This window comes from Sphingobium lactosutens (assembly GCF_013393185.1).
GTDB classification, from domain to species: Bacteria; Pseudomonadota; Alphaproteobacteria; order Sphingomonadales; family Sphingomonadaceae; genus Sphingobium; species Sphingobium lactosutens_A.
Genome location: NZ_QJQX01000052.1, coordinates 20,608 through 37,653, shown reverse-complemented (window position 1 = coordinate 37,653; position 17,046 = coordinate 20,608). Strand labels below are relative to the sequence as shown.

General features: G+C 64.7%; 12 protein-coding genes. All 12 read right to left on the bottom strand.

Annotated features, from left to right (window positions below):
• Positions 1–80: 80 nt before the first annotated feature.
• The 12 genes from DM806_RS12240 to DM806_RS12185 all read right to left on the bottom strand — a co-directional run bounded on the left by DM806_RS12240 (position 81) and on the right by DM806_RS12185 (position 16,989).
• The gene (locus DM806_RS12240) at positions 81–737 is read right to left on the bottom strand and encodes a response regulator (protein ID WP_179043478.1); all 657 of its coding nucleotides are present in this window, start codon (positions 735–737) and stop codon (positions 81–83) included.
• Positions 734–2,383 carry a sensor histidine kinase gene (locus DM806_RS12235; RefSeq protein ID WP_218647478.1) on the bottom strand — a complete coding sequence of 550 codons (1,650 nt, stop codon included), beginning with the start codon at positions 2,381–2,383 and terminating at the stop codon, positions 734–736. The genes DM806_RS12240 and DM806_RS12235 overlap by 4 nt, the downstream gene beginning before the upstream one ends.
• Before the next feature lie 8 nt (positions 2,384–2,391).
• Entirely contained in the window at positions 2,392–3,579 is a 1,188-nt protein-coding gene (locus tag DM806_RS12230) for a glycosyltransferase family 4 protein (protein ID WP_179043476.1), read from the bottom strand.
• A gap of 141 nt (positions 3,580–3,720) precedes the next feature.
• Positions 3,721–4,437 (bottom strand): FadR/GntR family transcriptional regulator, encoded by a 717-nt coding sequence (locus DM806_RS12225; RefSeq protein ID WP_179043475.1) that lies wholly within the window; start codon positions 4,435–4,437, stop codon positions 3,721–3,723.
• A complete protein-coding gene (locus DM806_RS12220; protein ID WP_256869276.1) occupies positions 4,434–5,201 on the bottom strand; it encodes a helix-turn-helix domain-containing protein in 768 nt (255 codons plus the stop codon). Before DM806_RS12220 ends, DM806_RS12225 begins: the two co-directional genes overlap by 4 nt.
• A 106-nt stretch (positions 5,202–5,307) precedes the next feature.
• The gene (locus DM806_RS12215) at positions 5,308–6,612 is read right to left on the bottom strand and encodes an MFS transporter (protein WP_179043474.1); all 1,305 of its coding nucleotides are present in this window, start codon (positions 6,610–6,612) and stop codon (positions 5,308–5,310) included.
• Positions 6,613–6,730: 118 nt separating this feature from the next.
• Positions 6,731–8,131, bottom strand: a complete 1,401-nt coding sequence (locus tag DM806_RS12210; protein WP_179043473.1) for an FAD-linked oxidase C-terminal domain-containing protein — start codon at positions 8,129–8,131, stop codon at positions 6,731–6,733.
• Between the two features lie 5 nt (positions 8,132–8,136).
• Positions 8,137–10,254, bottom strand: coding sequence for a TonB-dependent receptor (locus DM806_RS12205; protein WP_179043472.1), 2,118 nt, complete (start codon positions 10,252–10,254; stop codon positions 8,137–8,139).
• Positions 10,255–10,522: 268 nt separating this feature from the next.
• Positions 10,523–11,284, bottom strand: coding sequence for an SDR family NAD(P)-dependent oxidoreductase (locus tag DM806_RS12200; RefSeq protein WP_179043471.1), 762 nt, complete (start codon positions 11,282–11,284; stop codon positions 10,523–10,525).
• Positions 11,285–11,296: 12 nt separating this feature from the next.
• On the bottom strand, positions 11,297–12,775 hold the full coding sequence (locus DM806_RS12195) for a carboxylesterase/lipase family protein (RefSeq protein ID WP_179043470.1): 1,479 nt from the start codon (positions 12,773–12,775) through the stop codon (positions 11,297–11,299).
• Between the two features lie 159 nt (positions 12,776–12,934).
• Positions 12,935–14,491: a M81 family metallopeptidase gene (locus tag DM806_RS12190; protein ID WP_179043469.1), complete on the bottom strand. Its 1,557-nt coding sequence runs from the start codon at positions 14,489–14,491 to the stop codon at positions 12,935–12,937.
• Between the two features lie 125 nt (positions 14,492–14,616).
• A complete protein-coding gene (locus DM806_RS12185) occupies positions 14,617–16,989 on the bottom strand; it encodes a TonB-dependent receptor (protein ID WP_179043468.1) in 2,373 nt (790 codons plus the stop codon).
• Positions 16,990–17,046 lie beyond the last annotated feature (57 nt).

Genomic DNA, 17,046 nt, shown 5'->3' with positions numbered 1-17,046 from the left:
GGCAGACTAGCGTAGGGGAATGGCCGCCGTATCAACCCATGGGCCTAATCAGGCGGGGGTAATCCTCATGGATGGGCAATTCACCGCCGGAAATGCACCTCGTTCCGCGCGCCCGAGCGGGCGATCAGCAAGGCGACCGCGGTCCGGTTATCCGCGCCCAGTTTTTCGAAGATGGTGCGGATATGCGTCTTGATCGTCCCTTCCGACAGGCCGAGCGCGCTGGCCGCTTCGCGATTGCTGCGCCCGTCGGCGATCATCAGCGCCACCTGCCGCTCGCGCGGCGTCAGCAGGGCCAGCGGCGAACTGTCGCGGCTCGTGCGGGCGCGGCCGACAGCCGCCTGAAGCACGTCGGGCGGCATCCATCGCTGCCCTGCCAGCACGGCTTCCAGCGCGTCGATCAGCGTCGCTCCGGCGGTTTCCTTGAGGACGATGCCATTGACCCCGGCGGCGACCGCATGCACCGTCTCCTGATCCGAAATCGCCGCCGTCAGCAGCACGCCCCGCCCGGTCCAGCCCGCGGCCCGCGCCTGGACGAACAGGTCCAGGCCGTTCATCTTGGGCATGGCGATGTCGATCACCGCCAGATCGGGCTGAAGGGCGCATATCGCGGACAGTCCGTGCGCCCCGTCGCCGCAGGTCGCTACGATCCGGAAGCGGCTGCTGCCTGCGATCAGGTCGGCCAGCCCGCGTATCAGCAGCGGATGATCGTCGCATATCACCAGAGACGCTACGCTCATGCCAGGCTCACCTTCGACAATGTGGCGGGAAGCGACACCTGGAGCAACAGGCCGAACTCGCCGCGCTTCACCTCCAGGTCGCCACCCAGTTCGCGTGCACGGGCAGCCAGGGACGCGGGGATCGGCAATTCCGGCGCAAGATGCCCGTTGCCATTGTCGGCGATATAGAGGCTCAGCCGTTCGCCCCTGTCCACGATTTTCACGCGCAACTGGGTCGCACGGCCATGTTTCACGGCATTCGCCGTCGCTTCGGACAGCGCGAGGCAGAGTTCGGTCGCGATCGGCGCCGTCGTCACCAGATATCCGGGGACGATCTCCACCGAAATCATGCAGCCCCATTGCGGTTCCAGCGCCTCGACGAAGAGGCCGATCTGGTCCGCGAGGCAACAGGCGCTCTGCTGCTTGGCGAAGGAGCCGTCCACCAGCTGACGAAGACGCTTTTGCTGATCTTCGAGCGAAGCGCGAATATGCGCCACATGATGGCTGACCTCGGGCACGATCCGCTCCTGCTCCCGCAATTCCAGCACCGCCGCGGTCAGGCTCTGAAGTACGCCGTCGTGCAGGTCGCGGGCCAGCCTCGACCGTTCCTTAAGCTCCGCCGCCGTGACATAATCACGCACGAGCGAATGTTGTTCCAGGTCGATGGCGATGCGCGCCGTGACGATCCGGGTGAGGATGGCCGTGTCATTGTCGCGCGGCCCCTCCGGGAGCAGGAACAGCCGGCCGCTATACCGGATCGTCGAAATGGTCGAATGGTAGACGGCGGCAGTCTCGGCGGATGAAAGGCGTGGCAGCGCATCGAGCCGCTGAAGATAGTCGATCTGCCCCCGCCAGTCCGCCATGCTCGCATCCGGCGTCTCGGCGATCGTTCCTTGCCCATCCTTCTCGATCAGCCGAAACCGGCCTTCGCGCCAGACCGCGATATGCGAACCGACCTCGTCCGGATCGCGCCACAGAACCGCGATGGCGCGCGCGTTGAGCACCTTCGCCGCATGCCGCAGCGAAAAGGCGAGCCAGGGCTGATCGACGTCCGGCACGAATTCATGCGGCCACTGCGCAAGTTCGCCGAGCCTAGAAATGGTGCGGTTCCGATAGGCGATGAAATAGCCGAGCAACAGGACCAGCACCCAGCAGAAGACGGACCGGATGATCAGCACATTCGCATCGAATTCGCCGTCCTGCAGATCGGGGATCGCCACCGTCACCAGCACGCCCTGAAGCGCCGCCGCGACGCAGAGCGTCCCCTTGATATTCCAGTGCACGGCGGCGGAAATGAGGACGAAGATGAAGAAGATCAGGAAGGGACTTTCCAGCTCTCCGGTGATGTAGGACAGGATGCCGACCAGGAAGATGTCGACGATCGTCGATCCGATGCGCAGGATGCGGCTGGCCGCGACCCGCCGGTGCGCCAGCAGGAGCAGGAAGGCAAAGCCGACATAGCTCGCCAGCAAGCCATAGGCCGTGGTCACGAACCGTTCGGGCTGCGTCGGGTCGATATAGACGGCGGCAAGGCCGAAGGACGACACGATCACCCGGCCCAGCCCGATCCTGAACTCCGGGCCCGAACCGCCGAGCAGGCTTCGCCAGTTGCTGCCGGAGGGCGGAGACGGGGTTTCGGCCGGCCCGACGGACAGCGGGGGCACCATCGCGCGGCTCATGTGCGTAATGGCCGGGACAGGGGACGTGCGGCCGGAAACAGGTCATGATAGACGGACATGACCTGTTCGGCATGCCGATGCTCGCCGAACCGGTCATGCACCGCGGCGCGCGCTGCGACGATCATCTCGTCCGTGACATCCGCACATGTCAGGGCCTCCGCCATGCCGGCGGCAAGCGCATCTGCATCATCGACCTGCACCAGACGCCCCAGCCGGCCGCCTTCCAGCGCATCGGCATTTCCGCCCGATCGGCTCGCCACGACGGGCGTCCCCACGATCATCGCCTCGACAAGAGTACGGCCGAACGGTTCCTCGACCGCAGGAATGGCGAGCAGGTCGCAGGCCGCGATCCAGTTGGCGCCCGGCGATCGGAATCCCATGACATGGATGGCGTCCGCCACCCCCAGTCGTTCTGCCAGCGCGGTCACGTCCTCCACCGGGATCTCGACGGCCTCGCCGAAGATCGCGCCGGCCACCGGCAGGCCCGGATGCTGCCGACGCAGCGCCGCGATCGCTTCCACGAAAAGCAGCGGCCGCTTGCGCGCGATCATCGCGCCGAAGAACCCCACCACCCTGGTCGATGGCCCATGGTTGATCTCCGTCAGCAGCATATCGCGCATATGCCGCCGGTCGACCCTGATCTGCGTGTCGAACGGGCTATGGATGACATGGCTCTTATGCGCCGATCGCGCCACCCGCCCGCGTGCGAAATCCGACACCGAAATGACCGCATTGGCCAGAAGCGGCGATGCGAAGCGCAGGCCCCAGGCGCCCGGCCCGCTGCGATGATGCCAGACCAGCTTGGCCCCGGCGAGCCGCGCCGGCAACGCCCAGATGGCGGCGGTCCGCCCGTCATTCACATGGACCAGGCCGATCCCGTGCCTATGCAGGAATTTCGACAGGATCGGAACGGCCAGCCCGGACGAGACGAGGTTCCTCAACGAAACATGCTTGCCGTGGTGCAGGGCGATCGGGCGCGGCGCGGCGGCCATCGGGACGCCGAGATCGCGAAAAAGATCGGCGATCGGATTGTCCATCCGATCGACAATGACGAACGGGTCGAACCGGGATGCGTCCAGATGCTTGACCAGTCCCAGCGACGAAAAATGGCTGCCCCCGATCAGGCTACCGGCAAACGGGAAGGCTACCCTAATCCTGTCGTCATGATTGCGCCGCCGATCCATCGACCCGAAATTAGGGCGGCCAGGAGGAATTGAGGAGCGCCCTTAGGGATTAGCTCGAACGCGCTTCCGGCCGGATTGCCCGATGTTGGCCCGCAAGCGGCGATCGGCTGACAGCTGATATGCGGCACATAAATCCACCATTCACATCGCCCCGCCCCTGGCATGGAGTTGCTGGCCGATGGAGGCATCGAAATGCGCTTCCATCGCCGCGCCGGCCGCCTCCGGATCGCCATTGGCGATCGCTTTCGCCAGGTCGAGATGGCGGTCGAGCATCGTTTGGCGCTGTTCCTCCGCCGTGCGGGTGCGCCACGCCTGCGGCACGGCCATCCGCAACAGCGGCGCGAAGCTGTGCACGATCTGGACGAACAGCTTGTTGTCGGCGGCCTGGGCGATGGATTCATGGAATGCGATATCATTGGCGGTGATGCAGTCCAGGTCGTCAACCGCGCCCGCCATCGCCTGGGCCAGGGCCATGATCTGCTGGGCCTGCGCCTCGCTGCGCCGTTCGGCGGCGAGCATGGCGATGCGCACCTCTACGGTCCTGCGCACGTCCCACACCTCGGCGACGCTGATCTGTTCGGTCGACACGGCATGGTCCAGCGACGCGCCCAGCACCGATCCGTCGATCGCACCGACTTTCGCGCGACGCCCGTTGGCGACATCGATCAGCCCCAGCGCGGCGAGCGCGCCGAAGGCTTCGCGCATCACCGCGCGGCTGACGCCCAGGTCGGTCGCGAACGTGCCTTCGCCGGGCAGCTTGTCACCGACCTTGAGGTCATGGTCGCGGATATGATCGCGCACCGCCTGGATCGCACGATCGACCAGCGATCCCCCCTCCTCGTTGGACCGTGTCGTCATGCGGCCAGCCGATGGGCGCGATAGTGGGTGGGCGCGACCCCGAAGCGGCGCACGAATGCGCGGGTGAAGCTGGTGTTGTTGAGATAGCCGCATCTGTAGCCGATGGACGATATCGGCAATTCGGTCGCCAGCAACATCTCCCCAGCCTTGCCCAGCCGTTCCTGCGCTATGGCGTCGGCCACCGAACAGTCGAACATGTCGCGATACCCGCGCGTCAGCTTGGCGCGGTTGAGGCCGCAGGCGCGGGCGATCATGTCGAGCGTCAGCTTTTCCGCCCAGCGTTCCTCGATCATGCGCCGGGCCGCGATCAGCCTTTCGCTGTCCGCGCGCGAGAGACAGGCGTCCTGGCCGATCGGAACGAAGCCGCCTTCGTTGGCGGTCCGCAGCATATCGCAGAGCAGTTCGATGCTTTTGGCCAGGCGATAGGGCGTGGCGGCGGCCTCGTGCAGCCCGCAATCGCGGATCGCAAGCGCGATGGCGCGCAGCGGCGCCGGAAGATAATAGGCCCGGTCGAACGACAGCGGCAGCGGACCACCAGCCACCCGTTCGCAGGCATCGGGCGTGACCAGCAGGATCAGCCGATCGCCGAGGTCGGCGTTGAGATCCCCTGTCGATGGACGGTGGATCAGCCGGACCGACGCCGCGGTCCCCACCGCTCCGAAGCCCAGCAGAAAAGCGTAGGCCAATGCGCCGTCCCAGCGCGATCCTACCTGGCCGTTCCCGGCGAAAGCGACCATCTCAGGCGAAATATCGATTCGATCCATTGATCCTCTCCTGTGCCGGAAAGAGTGACCTATCCGATAGCTTTTGGCAAGAGCTATCCGATAGGTCCATTTCCGATCCCAGTCCCCAACGGCATGTCCGCCCGCGTCACACCGCTCCGGCCGGTGCGCGGCGCATCGCGACCCGGAAAGCGAAGAAGGAAATGATGCTCACCACCACGCCGACGATCGCCAGCCCCTCGGCGAGATGCGCCTCCCCGCCCAGCAGCGCGCTGATCGCCGTGACCAGCGTCGGGGCCATGCCGAAGCCGACCAGCCCGGCGATGGCGATGAACGCACCGATGCACAGGCCACGCAATTCATTGGGCAACAACACCGTCAGCGCCACCGAAGTGACAAGGCCGGTGATCGTGCCGCAGAGCATCAGCGCGCCCAGCGCCACCGCGAAGGAGGCGATGTCCGGCATCACCGGAAACAGCGCGGCGGGAATTCCAAGGCCTGCCGCGATCACCGCGCCCAGCAGCAATCCGCCGCGCCTGCCGCTCTTCTGGCCCATATCCGCGGCGAAACCACCCAGCACCGATCCCACCAGTCCGGTCAGGAAGATCAGGCTTCCCATCCACCCCGCAAATTCGGGCGGGGCAAGGCCGTAGCTGCGCGACAGGACGGGAGAGGCCCAGATCGCCGCCGCCGCATCGGCCATCACGACCGTCACCTGTCCCAGGAACAGCGGCCCCAGGAAGGCGCGCCGCGACCAGAGTTCCGCCAGCACGACCCGCCAGGGCGCATGGATGCCTGCCTCCACCTCATGCCGCGCGGGTTCGCGCAACATCAGCATCGGCAGGACCAGTGCGGCGCTGACGGCCGCCAGCGCAAAATGGGTGGCGCGCCAGGGGGCGACATTGCCGAACATATGCTGTGTCGCGCCGTGCAGGAACAGGCTGAGCAGCCAGCCCGCCAGCGCAAAGGCGCCGGCCTGTCCCAGCGACTTGCCCAGCGTCACGATCAACAACGCCCGGCCCCGCTGCTGCGGCGCGCACATGTCGGCGGCCAGCGACAGCGCGGCGGTCAGCGCGCCGGTGGTGCCCACCCCGGCCAGCATTCGCGCCAGGAAGAGCATCGGGACATTCTGCGCCGTCGCGGTCAGGAAGGTGCCCACGGTCCAGACGATCGCCAGCCCGATGAACAGGCGCAGGCGCCGCATCCGGTCGACCATGATGCCGATCGGGATGGAAAACAGCACCAGCGGCACCGCTGCGGCCACGCCCTGCACCAGCGAAAGATGAAAGTCGCTCAAGCCCATTTCCGCCTTTGCGCCTTCCTGCACCATGCTGAACGATCCCATCATGGTGAAGCCCGCCGCCATGGTCAGCGCCAGGATCAGCAGACCGGGCAGGACATGCAGGAAGGATGCCCGTCGGGCAGGCGTAGCGGGAAAGGTGACGGTGGCCATCAGGATGAAACCTTCTTGAGCGCGGTAGTGGGGAGAGGCGGGCATTGGCGGCCGCCCCTCCCAAAGATGCCCGGCCGCGCCAGGGGAACCGACGCGACCGGACAGTTTAGCCCCCCGGCTAAACGGCGAAAATCTTGCCCGGATTGAACAGATTCTTCGGGTCCACCGCCCGCTTGATGACGCGCATCAGGTCGACGGCGTCGCCCAGTTCCTCGACCAGGCAATGCTGCTTGCCAAGGCCGATGCCATGCTCTCCGGTACAGGTGCCGTCCATCGCCAGGGCGCGCTGCACCAGCCGCTCGTTGAGCGCCTCCACCTCCGCCATTTCTGCGGCACTGTTCGGGTCCATGGAGAAGATGACATGGAAATTGCCGTCTCCGACATGGCCAAGGATCGTCGCGGGCAAGCTCGCCCCGTCCAGCTCCGCGCGTGTTTCCGAGATGCACTGCGCCAGCCGGCTGATCGGCACGCATACATCGGTGGCCCATCCGACCGCGCCGGGCCGCATGTTGACCGCGGCATAATAGGCCTCGTGCCGCGCCTTCCAGAGTTTCGATCGCTCCTCGGGCAAGTTGGACCAGCGAAATTCGCCGCCGCCGTTCATGGCGGCGATATCTTCCACGGTACGGACCTGCTCCTCCACATAGGATGGCGATCCATGAAATTCGAAGAACAGCGTGTTGCGTTCGGGATAGTCCAGCTTCGACCAGCGGTTGACCGCGCGCATCTGGTGATCGTCCAATATCTCGACGCGCGCCAGCGGCACGCCGATCTGGATCGACTGCACCACCGTGTCGACCGCGCCCTGCAACGTGTCGAAACTGCACACGGCGGAGGAAATGGCCTCCGGAATGGCGTGCAGCCGCAGGGTGATCTCGGTGATGATGCCCAGCGTCCCCTCGCTGCCGATCATCAGCCGGGTCAGGTCATACCCCGCCGCCGACTTGCGCGCCCGCCGCGCGGTGCGGATGTCCCGCCCGTCCGGGGTTACGACGCGCAGCGACAATATCGCTTCGCGCATCGTGCCATATCGCACTGCATTGGTGCCCGATGCGCGGGTCGACGCCATGCCGCCGATCGTGGCGTTCGCCCCCGGATCGATCGGGAAGAACAGCCCCTGGTCGCGCAGATATTCGTTCAGTTGCTCGCGCCGGACGCCGGCCTGGACGGTGCAGTCGAAATCCTCGACATTCACCTCGACGATAGCGTTCATCTGGCTGAGATCGACCGTAACGCCACCCTGCACCGGCAAAGTATTGCCCTCGATCGACGTGCCCGCGCCATAGGGAATGACCGGCACCTCGGCCGCGACGCAGAGCCGGACCAGTTCGACCACTTCCTCTGTCGAATGGGCAAAGACCACCACGTCGGGCAGGACCGGTTCGAAATGGGTTTCGCTCTGGCCATGCTGGCTGCGGACCGCCTCGCCCGTCGCCATGCGGTCGCCGAAGACCGCGCCAAGCTGGTCGAGAAAGCCCTCTGGCAAGGGCTTGCGCGGCTGGGGGGAAGGCACGCTCATGGCCGTCAGAACCGGAAGCTGGCGCGGACGCCGTAGCGGCGCAAATCGCCTATGATGCCCAGGTCCGATGCCGGCAGGCCCGCCAGTTGCAGCGTCGTCTTCTCGATATAGCTTTCATAATATTTCTTGTTGAACAGGTTCTGCCCGAACACCGCCAGTTCGATCCCGCCCGCCGTCGCAAAGGTGATGGAGCCGTTGACCACCGCATAGCCCTTCAGGAAAGTCGGCGTCGTCTGATTGAGCGTCGCGGCGAGGCGGCGCCCCTTGCCGTTCAGGCTGGCGTTGAAGGTCAGCTTGTTGTCGCCCAGCGGCACGACATAGTCGCTGCTGATATTATACATCCAGTCGGGCTGGAAGGTCAGGTGATCGCTCGACAGGGTGCGGCCGGTCACGGACGTATATTCGCTCGTGTCGGTCAGCCGGGCGTGCATGTAGGTCAGGCCGCCGGACAGCGACCATTGGCTGGTCGGGCGGACCACCGCCTCCAGTTCCGCGCCATAGCTTTCGACCGTCCCCGCATTGAGGTCGACCGTGACCAGCCCCGCCGGCACCGCAGGCGCAATCGAATTCAGGCCGATATAATGTTTGTAATCGCTGTAGAAGATATCGCCCGACAGGGAAAAGGCGGACGAACCATATTTGGTCCCGATCTCGTAGGTCCAGGCGCTATCCCCCTGATAGGTGCGCAGCGGCGCGTTGGGCGCGTTGAAACCACCGCCGCGATAGCCGCGCGCGACCGAGGCATAGCTCATCAGTTGCGGGTTCCAGTGGCGGGTGATGGACAGGCGCGGCTCGACCTCGTTCGACTTGATCCGCGCGGGCGGGATCACATTGCCCGCGATCGTGCCGGTCGCCTTGCGATCCTCATGGTCGTAGCGCAGGCCCAGCGCCACTTCCCAGTCCGGGCTGGGCTTCCAGAACACCGTGCCGAACGCGGCATAGGTGTCGCCGGTGCGTCGGTCGGTCTGCCGCACCGACCGATTGAGGATCAGGATGTTGGTCAGCGCGTCCGCCTCGAACGTCTCGCGGCTGTAGAACAGACCGACCAGCGTGGACAGCGTATCGCTCAGCGTCGTGTCGAAGCGCAGTTCCACCGTCTTGGTGCGCGACTGGTCCGTCCCGCTCAGCCGCACCGCATCGAGCGGCCCGAAATCGCCATCCGAATTGGGCGAGCGCGTGTCGCGCGCATCATAGGCCGCCAGCAGCGTGACCTTCGTATCGATCGCGTCGACCGGCAGCTCGATCCGGCCATTGACGCCCTTATATTTGTAGAAGGTCGTGCCGGTCGTATTGAACTGGTTGGTGCGTTGATAGTCGGTCGGACCGGTGACACGGGCATAGGGCGTGTTATGGCCTTTCACCCGGTCATAATAGCCGTTGACCGCGACCACCACGTCATTGCCCGGCGTGAAGCGCAGCGTGCCGCTGACCGAGTCCGTGTTGAAGCTGTTGCTGTTGCCGCCCGCGACCACATTCTTGATGAAGCCGTCCTGCTGGCGGTGCGACGCGCCGACGCGGATCGCCAGCCTGTCCTGCACGATCGGCGCGGACACCGAACCGGACACCAGCCAGCTATCGTCCGGCCCGGCATAGCTTGCCTGCCCGCGCGCCTCGAAATCATTGCCCGGCTGGCGGGTAATGACGTTGATCGCGCCGCCCAGCGTATTCTTGCCGTAGAGCGTGCCCTGCGGCCCGCGCAGCACCTCGATCCGCTCGACGTCCAGCAGCGGATTATTGAGATAGGCGGTGTTGGGCCGATAGATGCCGTCGATGAACAGGCCGACGCCCGGCTGCACCGTCTGCACCAGCGTCACGCCGACGCCGCGGATCGATACGAAGGCGCGGCCCGCGCCATCGCTGCTGATGTTGAGGCCGGGGGTCAGCACGGCGGCTTCGCGCACCGAATTGATGTTGCGGCGGGCCAGCGTGTCGCCGCTGACGGCGGTCACGGCCACCGGCACGTCGAGCAGCGTCTCCTCGCGTTTGCGGGCGGTGACGACGATCTCGCTGTCGTTCACCGCCGAAGCCGCTGGCGCCTGCTGCGCCTGGGCGGTGGCAGGGGCGATGGCGGGAATGGATGCGGCGAGCGCGACGCCGGCAAGAAGCAAAGCCTTATGGTGCATGGTTCCTCTCCTCCCGGCGTCCCCTTCATTCTGTCGGGAGGTTCGCTTCGGGCCTATCTGATAGGTATAGCTTTCAGATAGGTTTGGCGAGAGATATCGACTGTGCCGATCGGCGCAATCCCTGCGCCGATCGGCATATAATTGAACCCGGATAAAATTACCAAATCGGCGACATCAGCAATCAATTCATCTATAACATATTGATAATTATAGAATATATAACGATGTCCGAAAATATGGCCCGGCGATTGTCCATTTCGCTGTCGGTTTACCAGCAGCTATAACCGCCATCGGCCAGCACGATGCTCCCGGTCATCAGGCTCGCCGCGTCCGATGCCAGGAAGGCGACAACCGACGCCACTTCCTCCACCTCGCCCAGCCGCGCCATCGGCGTGGAATCGATCCAGCGCCGGTACATCGCACCTTCCTTGTCGGCGAACTCGTTCAGCGGCGTGCGAATATAGGTCGGCGCGACCGCATTGACCCTGACGCCCCGATCGGCCCATTCAGCCGCCAGGCTCTTGGTCAGCTGGTGCACCGCCGCCTTCGACGCATTATAATAGCATTGCCCCTGCGGCCGGTTGACGATGAAGCCGCTCATCGACCCGACATTGACGATCGCCCCCTTCCCCGCCGCCAGCATATGCCGACCAAAGGCGCGGGCGCACCAGAAGGCGCCGTTCAGGTTCACGTCGATCACATTGAGCCAATGCTCGTCCGCCACCGTCTCCGCCGCCGTCTCGCTGCGGGCGATGCCGGCATTGTTCACCAATATGTCGATCGCGCCCAGCCGGTCCGCAACCTGTGAGACGCGCGCGCTGTCGGTCACATCCATGACCACGCCCTCGCAGGCGAAGCCCCTGTCCGCCATCGCCGCGACCGCCGCCTCGATCGCCTCGGCCTTGAGATCGGCGATCACCACCGCCGCACCCATCTCCGCCAGCGCCTCGACGCAGGCCAGCCCGATCCCGCTCGCCCCGCCGGTCACGAGCGCGCGCCGCCCATCCAGTTTCAACCGTTGCAGATACATGATGCCAGTCATTCAGGGGAGGAAGGGCGCAGCGGCCATGGGCGGTTCATGGACCGCCGCGCCCTGCGCCAGTTGATAGACCTGCCGGTCCTCACGCCTGAACTCCGGCCATGGCAGGCGCCCATCCTTTGCAAAATCGACCCAGACGCCATGCACCCGGTCGGCCAGTTCCTGCGGCGGCGCCTCGCCGCACAATCCCTGCGGACCGGTCACGCTCGCCAGCGTATCGAACACGAAGGGCAGTTCCATGCCATGAGCGGCCCCCAGACCATCGAAGATCGGAGACTGCCACTCGAACTCATACATGTGCGTCCGCCCGCGATGCTCTTCGGCAAAGCGGCGCGCCGGCCAGCGGAACACCAGATCATGCAGGGCATCGGTAAAGGCATGGCCGGGCTTCACCCCAGACGCCCCCATGCCATAGGCACGCAGTATTTTCCGCGCCTGGGGCTGGCATTTGTGCACGACATAAGTGGCCAGCAGCCGCCCGATCTTCTCCCTGACCCCGGTCGGCACGAAATAGAGGTTCATCTCCTGCGCATTGGTCCCGATCAGCAGGTCGATCTCCGTCCCCGCGCCCTGATTCAGAGCCTCCAGCGGTTTGACCGGCAGCACATCGTCGCCATGGACTGGAATGAAGCGGCTGATGCCGAACACCGGCTCGCGCCCGTCCGCATCGCGCAGGTCCAGCCGGGTGGTCGGCAGACTGACCTTCTCCACCGCCGCCAGCATGTCGCCCGGTTCGACCGATCGGAATCCGGCCGCGTCGGGGGTGATCTTCAACAACCCCGCCAGCTTCCTGACCAGCCGCTGCGCCACGCCGATATCGCGCGTCATCGCGCCATGGCCGCTTTCCACGATCGCCCGCCGGAACACCCCCTTGGCCAGCGGTGACGCAATCAGGTTCGCCACCGACATGCCGCCCGCGGACTCGCCGAAGACGGTGACATTGCCCGGATCGCCGCCAAAGGCTGCGATATTGTCCCGCACCCAGTACAGCGCGAAAATCTGGTCGCGCAGCCCCAGATTGGTCGGAATGCCGGGAACTGGCAGGAAACCCTCCACCCCCAGCCGATAGTTGATCGATACCAGCAGCACGCCGTCCCGCGCAAAGGCGCTGCCGTCCTGCACCGCCGCATCCTTGCTGCCCAGCACGAAGCCGCCGCCATGGATGAAGACCATCACCGGCAGGCCTGTCTGTGCGCCAGCCGGCTTCCAGATATTGAGGGTCAGAAACGCATCACCTGCCTGCCACCCCGTCCCCACCAGCGGCGCCACATCGAGACCGGGTATCGCGCGCACTTTCTGCGGCGCATTGGGACCGGGCGTCAGGGCGTCGCGCACGTCCGTCCACGGATCGGGCGACCGGGGCAAGGCGAAGCGCAGCGCCCCGACCGGCGCCGCCGCATAGGGAATGCCGAGGAAGCGCGTGACCACGCCTTTGGTCTCGCCGCGCACCGCGCCCGAACGGGTCTGGACTATATCCTGCATCCTGCTCCTGCCATCTGTTGGGTCCGGCAGGATAGACGCACAAGGCTGCGCGTGGGAGGCAAAAGCCTGTGCCGTTCGGCACGGTCAACGTGCAGAACGGCGAAACCGACACCGTCGATGACATGCGCCCACCCCAAGGGGAAGGCGCATGTCCTGCAATCATATCTTGGACTTGGACAGCGCCGCGCGCTTCGACAGATAGGGCTTGGGCGTGTAGGTCAGATCATCCACCCAAGGGAAGCTGGGCACGCGGTTCCTGTTCTCGATGTTCGGAATGTCCTGATCGATCGCGCCGGGCGACAGCGCCATCAGATGCGGATTGGCCAGCGGCTTCATCGTGGGATTGAGATAACCGCATTTCAGTACGACGATCTTGAACGCCGTGGGTTCAAGGCCCAGCACCTGGAAGGCTTCTGCCGCATGATAGGCGCGGCGGCGAGCCGACAGGGTCGCGGTGATGCCGTTGAATTCGACTACCGCTTCGCCATCTTCGGGCTTGCCCACCTTGGCGAGATATTTGACCGTGGCGTTGACCTTGACCGGCTGGCTCTGGATCGGATCGAGCGAGCCGCCGATAGAGAGCGGGATGGTCGCACCCACGCCCGCCTTGTAGCAGGCGTCGGTCGCGGGCCGATCGGTCATGCCGCCCAGCAACACGTCCTTCGCGCCCGCCTTCAGCAGCGCCTGGAGGAAAGTCGATTGGTCGGCATTGCCGCCGCCGCCCGGATTGTCGCCGGAATCCGAGATGACCACCGGATGGGTCTTGGAGGTCATCGCCTGGGCAATGGTTTCCTCGATCGTGCCGGTCGGGCTGCCGAACTGGAAGTCGCGGCGCGCATCCCAGTAGCGCTGGGCCAGTTCGGTGGCGATCTGCGCCTGGGTGACGGGCGCAATGCCGGTGACGACGACGGACGCGGCCGAGCGCGGCTCGTCCGCCCAGACATAGCCGACCAACTGCGACACATCCAGGATGCCGGGCTGACGGTTATATTCGCTGAGGTCCGACCAGAGGCGGCGGCCCGGCTGCCATTCGGTGCTGCTCTGCTCGCCCGCCAGCAGGACGGGAATGGTCGCCCAACTGATATAGGGGCGGATGCCGTAGCGCAGGCAGTGGGTCAGCATGTCGGTGGCGCGCATCGTGTTTTCGACGCGGTCGACATGGGGCGCGGTGCGATAGGCGGTGATGCAGTCGAGATTGTCGACGATGCGCTGGCTGATATTGCCGTGCAGGTCGTAGCTGGCGGAAATCAGGCAGTCCGGGCCGACCAGCTTGCGGGTGGCTTCATACCAGTCGCCTTCGGCATCCTGCATGCCTTCCACGAACAACGCGCCGTGCATCGCGCAATAGACGCCGTCGAGCGGCATCAGCGCCTTCAGCCGTTCCAGATACTCGGCCTTCAGCGTTTCATAGGCCTGACGGTCCATCGGGCCGCCCGATCCCGCGTTGGCCACCAGCGTCGGCAGGAAAGGAACGTCGTAGCGCTTGAGGAAGCTGAACTGGTCGCTCTCAAGGATATCGTCGCCCCGCAGCACGCGAATGTCCGGCAGCTTGGCACGGATGCGACTGTAGGTGCTGCATTCCGACGCGATGCCGCCGATGGCGATGCGCGGGGTCTTGGCGAAGGCGGGGATCAGGCCCTTTGCGCCCAACGCGTCGATGGCGAAGCTGGCGAACGCGATGGCCGAAGCGGATTTGAGAAAAGTACGACGTTCCATGACGAAATAGCCTTTTCGACTGATGGAGAATTTCAGAAGCTGCGCCTTTGCGGCGTCAGTTTATGTGCGCGACCCGAAGGAGAAAAGCCGCTGTCAGCCGTGCAGCAACCGACAGCGGCTTCCCATCAGAACGCGGCGCTTATGGAGAAGGTCGCGCCGATTCCGCCACCGATGAGGTAGGTCGGTGCCGAGCCTGCGACGGTCGTTCCGGTCCGGCTGGTGGTCGCCAGCGCATTGGACGTCACGCCCTGCATGCCCGACAGATATTTCTTGTCGGTGAAGTTGGTGAGGTTGAACTGCATCTGCGGCTTCTTAATGAAGCCGATCGTGTCGAAGCGATAGCCGATCGTCGCGTTGCCGGTGGCGAAGGACGGCAGGATCTCGTCGTTCATGAACGTCGAATATTGCTTGCCGACATAATTGCCTTCAACCGACGCGAAGAAGTGGCCATTGTCATAGCTGATGCCGCCCGACGCGATGAATTCGGGGCTGAGAACCGCACGCTTGCCCGCGGTCGGCAGATATTCGCCGCGCACCGGATAGTCGTCCTTCGTCTTGGCATCCAGATATTGGGCCGAGAAATAGGGGCTGAAGCCATGATAGGGCACCATCCCGATTTCGAACTCGATACCGCGGGCGCGCTGGTCGCCCACATTGACGGCGAAGCCGACGCTGGTGCCGTTGACGATCTGGCTACCCTGCACCAGGCGATCGCTCAGGTCGTAATTGAACGCCGCGATGGTGAAGTGGACGACATCGCCATGGTGACGGAAGCCGATTTCCTCACCGATCGAATATTCGGGCTTGTAGTTGCCCGACGGCGTGCTCGACGGCTGGCCGGTCGTCAGATTGTATATGTTGACGTAGGACGACACTGCCGAAGGTGCACGGAATGCGGTGGTAACGTCCGCGAACACCTGGTTCCTATCGTCGAAGCTGTAGCGGATCGACGCCTGCGGCAGCGGCTTGCGGCTGAGGCTGCTCATGTTCATCGCCGTGCCGACCAGCGGGCTGGTGGCTTCACGATCGACCCAGACATATTTGAAGCCGAGGTTCAGCAACAGTTTGTCGTCCATCAGCTTCGACGTGATGTCGGCATAGACGCCGTTGACGTCCTGCTTGATGATCGCCGCGAAGTTACGCAGCACCTCGCCATTGGCGGTCAGCACCGAGCCGCGATCCCCATAGGGATCGGTGACATTGCCATTGGCGTCGGCCACCTGGAACGCGGCCAGCTCGTCATGGACGAAGTGCGAATACCAGTAACCCACGCGAATCTGGCTCGAACCCATGTCCCACTTCAGATAGCTGTTCTGGCCATAGGTATTCTGGTCGTAGCGGTCGACGTTCATCACCGTCGCCGTGGTCGCACCGGGGGTGGCCCCCGGCGCCTGAAGCGGGCCGGCCGGCACGCTGCCCTGATAGGCGGTGACGAGGTTCAGATTGCTGGCGCCGTTGATGATGCCGTGCGTGTAGAGATAATAGGGCGTGACCGATAGCTGGAGGTTCTCGGTCAGGCGGATGTTCGACGGGGCGCTGACATAGAGGCTCTGGCGGTCGGCGACACGCAGACGATAATAGTTGGCGTTGCCCGGCGTATAGTCTTCGTCGAAATTGAAGTCGCGGCCTGACGCCTTCCACTGCGCCATGGTGGGGTTGCGCGAACGGTCGGACTTTTCTTCATTATAAGTGGCGACCAGCGACACGAAGCTGTCCTCGCCCCAGTCCTTCACGAACTTGCTGTCGATATGGTGGCGCTCGGTGCGGCCCGGACCGCGCCAGCTCTTGTTGTAGGTGCGCGATCCCGAAATGAAGCCGCGAATGCCGGTGTCGCCGATCTCGCCAGTTTCCAGACGCAGGAACTGACGGTTGAGGTCATGGTTGCCGAAGGCGAAGGAGGCATAGCCGCCGGCATTCTGCGAGGGCGCCTTCAGCTCTTCCTGAAGCAGGGCGCCGACCGAGTTGTAGACCGGCGCGGTGATGTCGGTCGACCCGCGGGTCAGGTTGATGAGGCCGACATTTTCCGTATCCGCCCATTCGCCGGGGAAGGCGCTGTAGGACAGCTGGTCGCCGATCGGCATGCCTTCGAAGTTGAAGCCGAGCGAGGTCTGGCTGAGGCCACGGATCGACAGGTTGACGTTGCCGCCAAAGGGATCGCCCGATCCCACGACGACGCCCGGCAGGCTCTTGATCGCGGCGAAGGCGGTCGTCGTGCCGGTCAGCTTGTCGATATAGTCGCGGGTGATGGTGCTGCGCAGCTTCGTGCCGGTCTGCACCGCCATCAGGCCGCCGCCAGGCGTCGTGTTGGTCACGCCGTTGGCGGATGCACTCCGGCCGGTCACGACGATATCCTGCGAACCCTGGTCAGACGTGCCGTTGAATCGTTCGTTCTGCGGACGGGGATCGATATCCGCGTCCTGGGCAAAGGCCTGGCCGACCGCCATGGCCCCCAGCGCCGTTGCCATGAGAAAACGGGACACTCGAGGATTCAACGTCATAATAACCCCTTTGCTATTAGATGCGACACAGCTTCCTGCTGCCGCCCGGATGCTCTT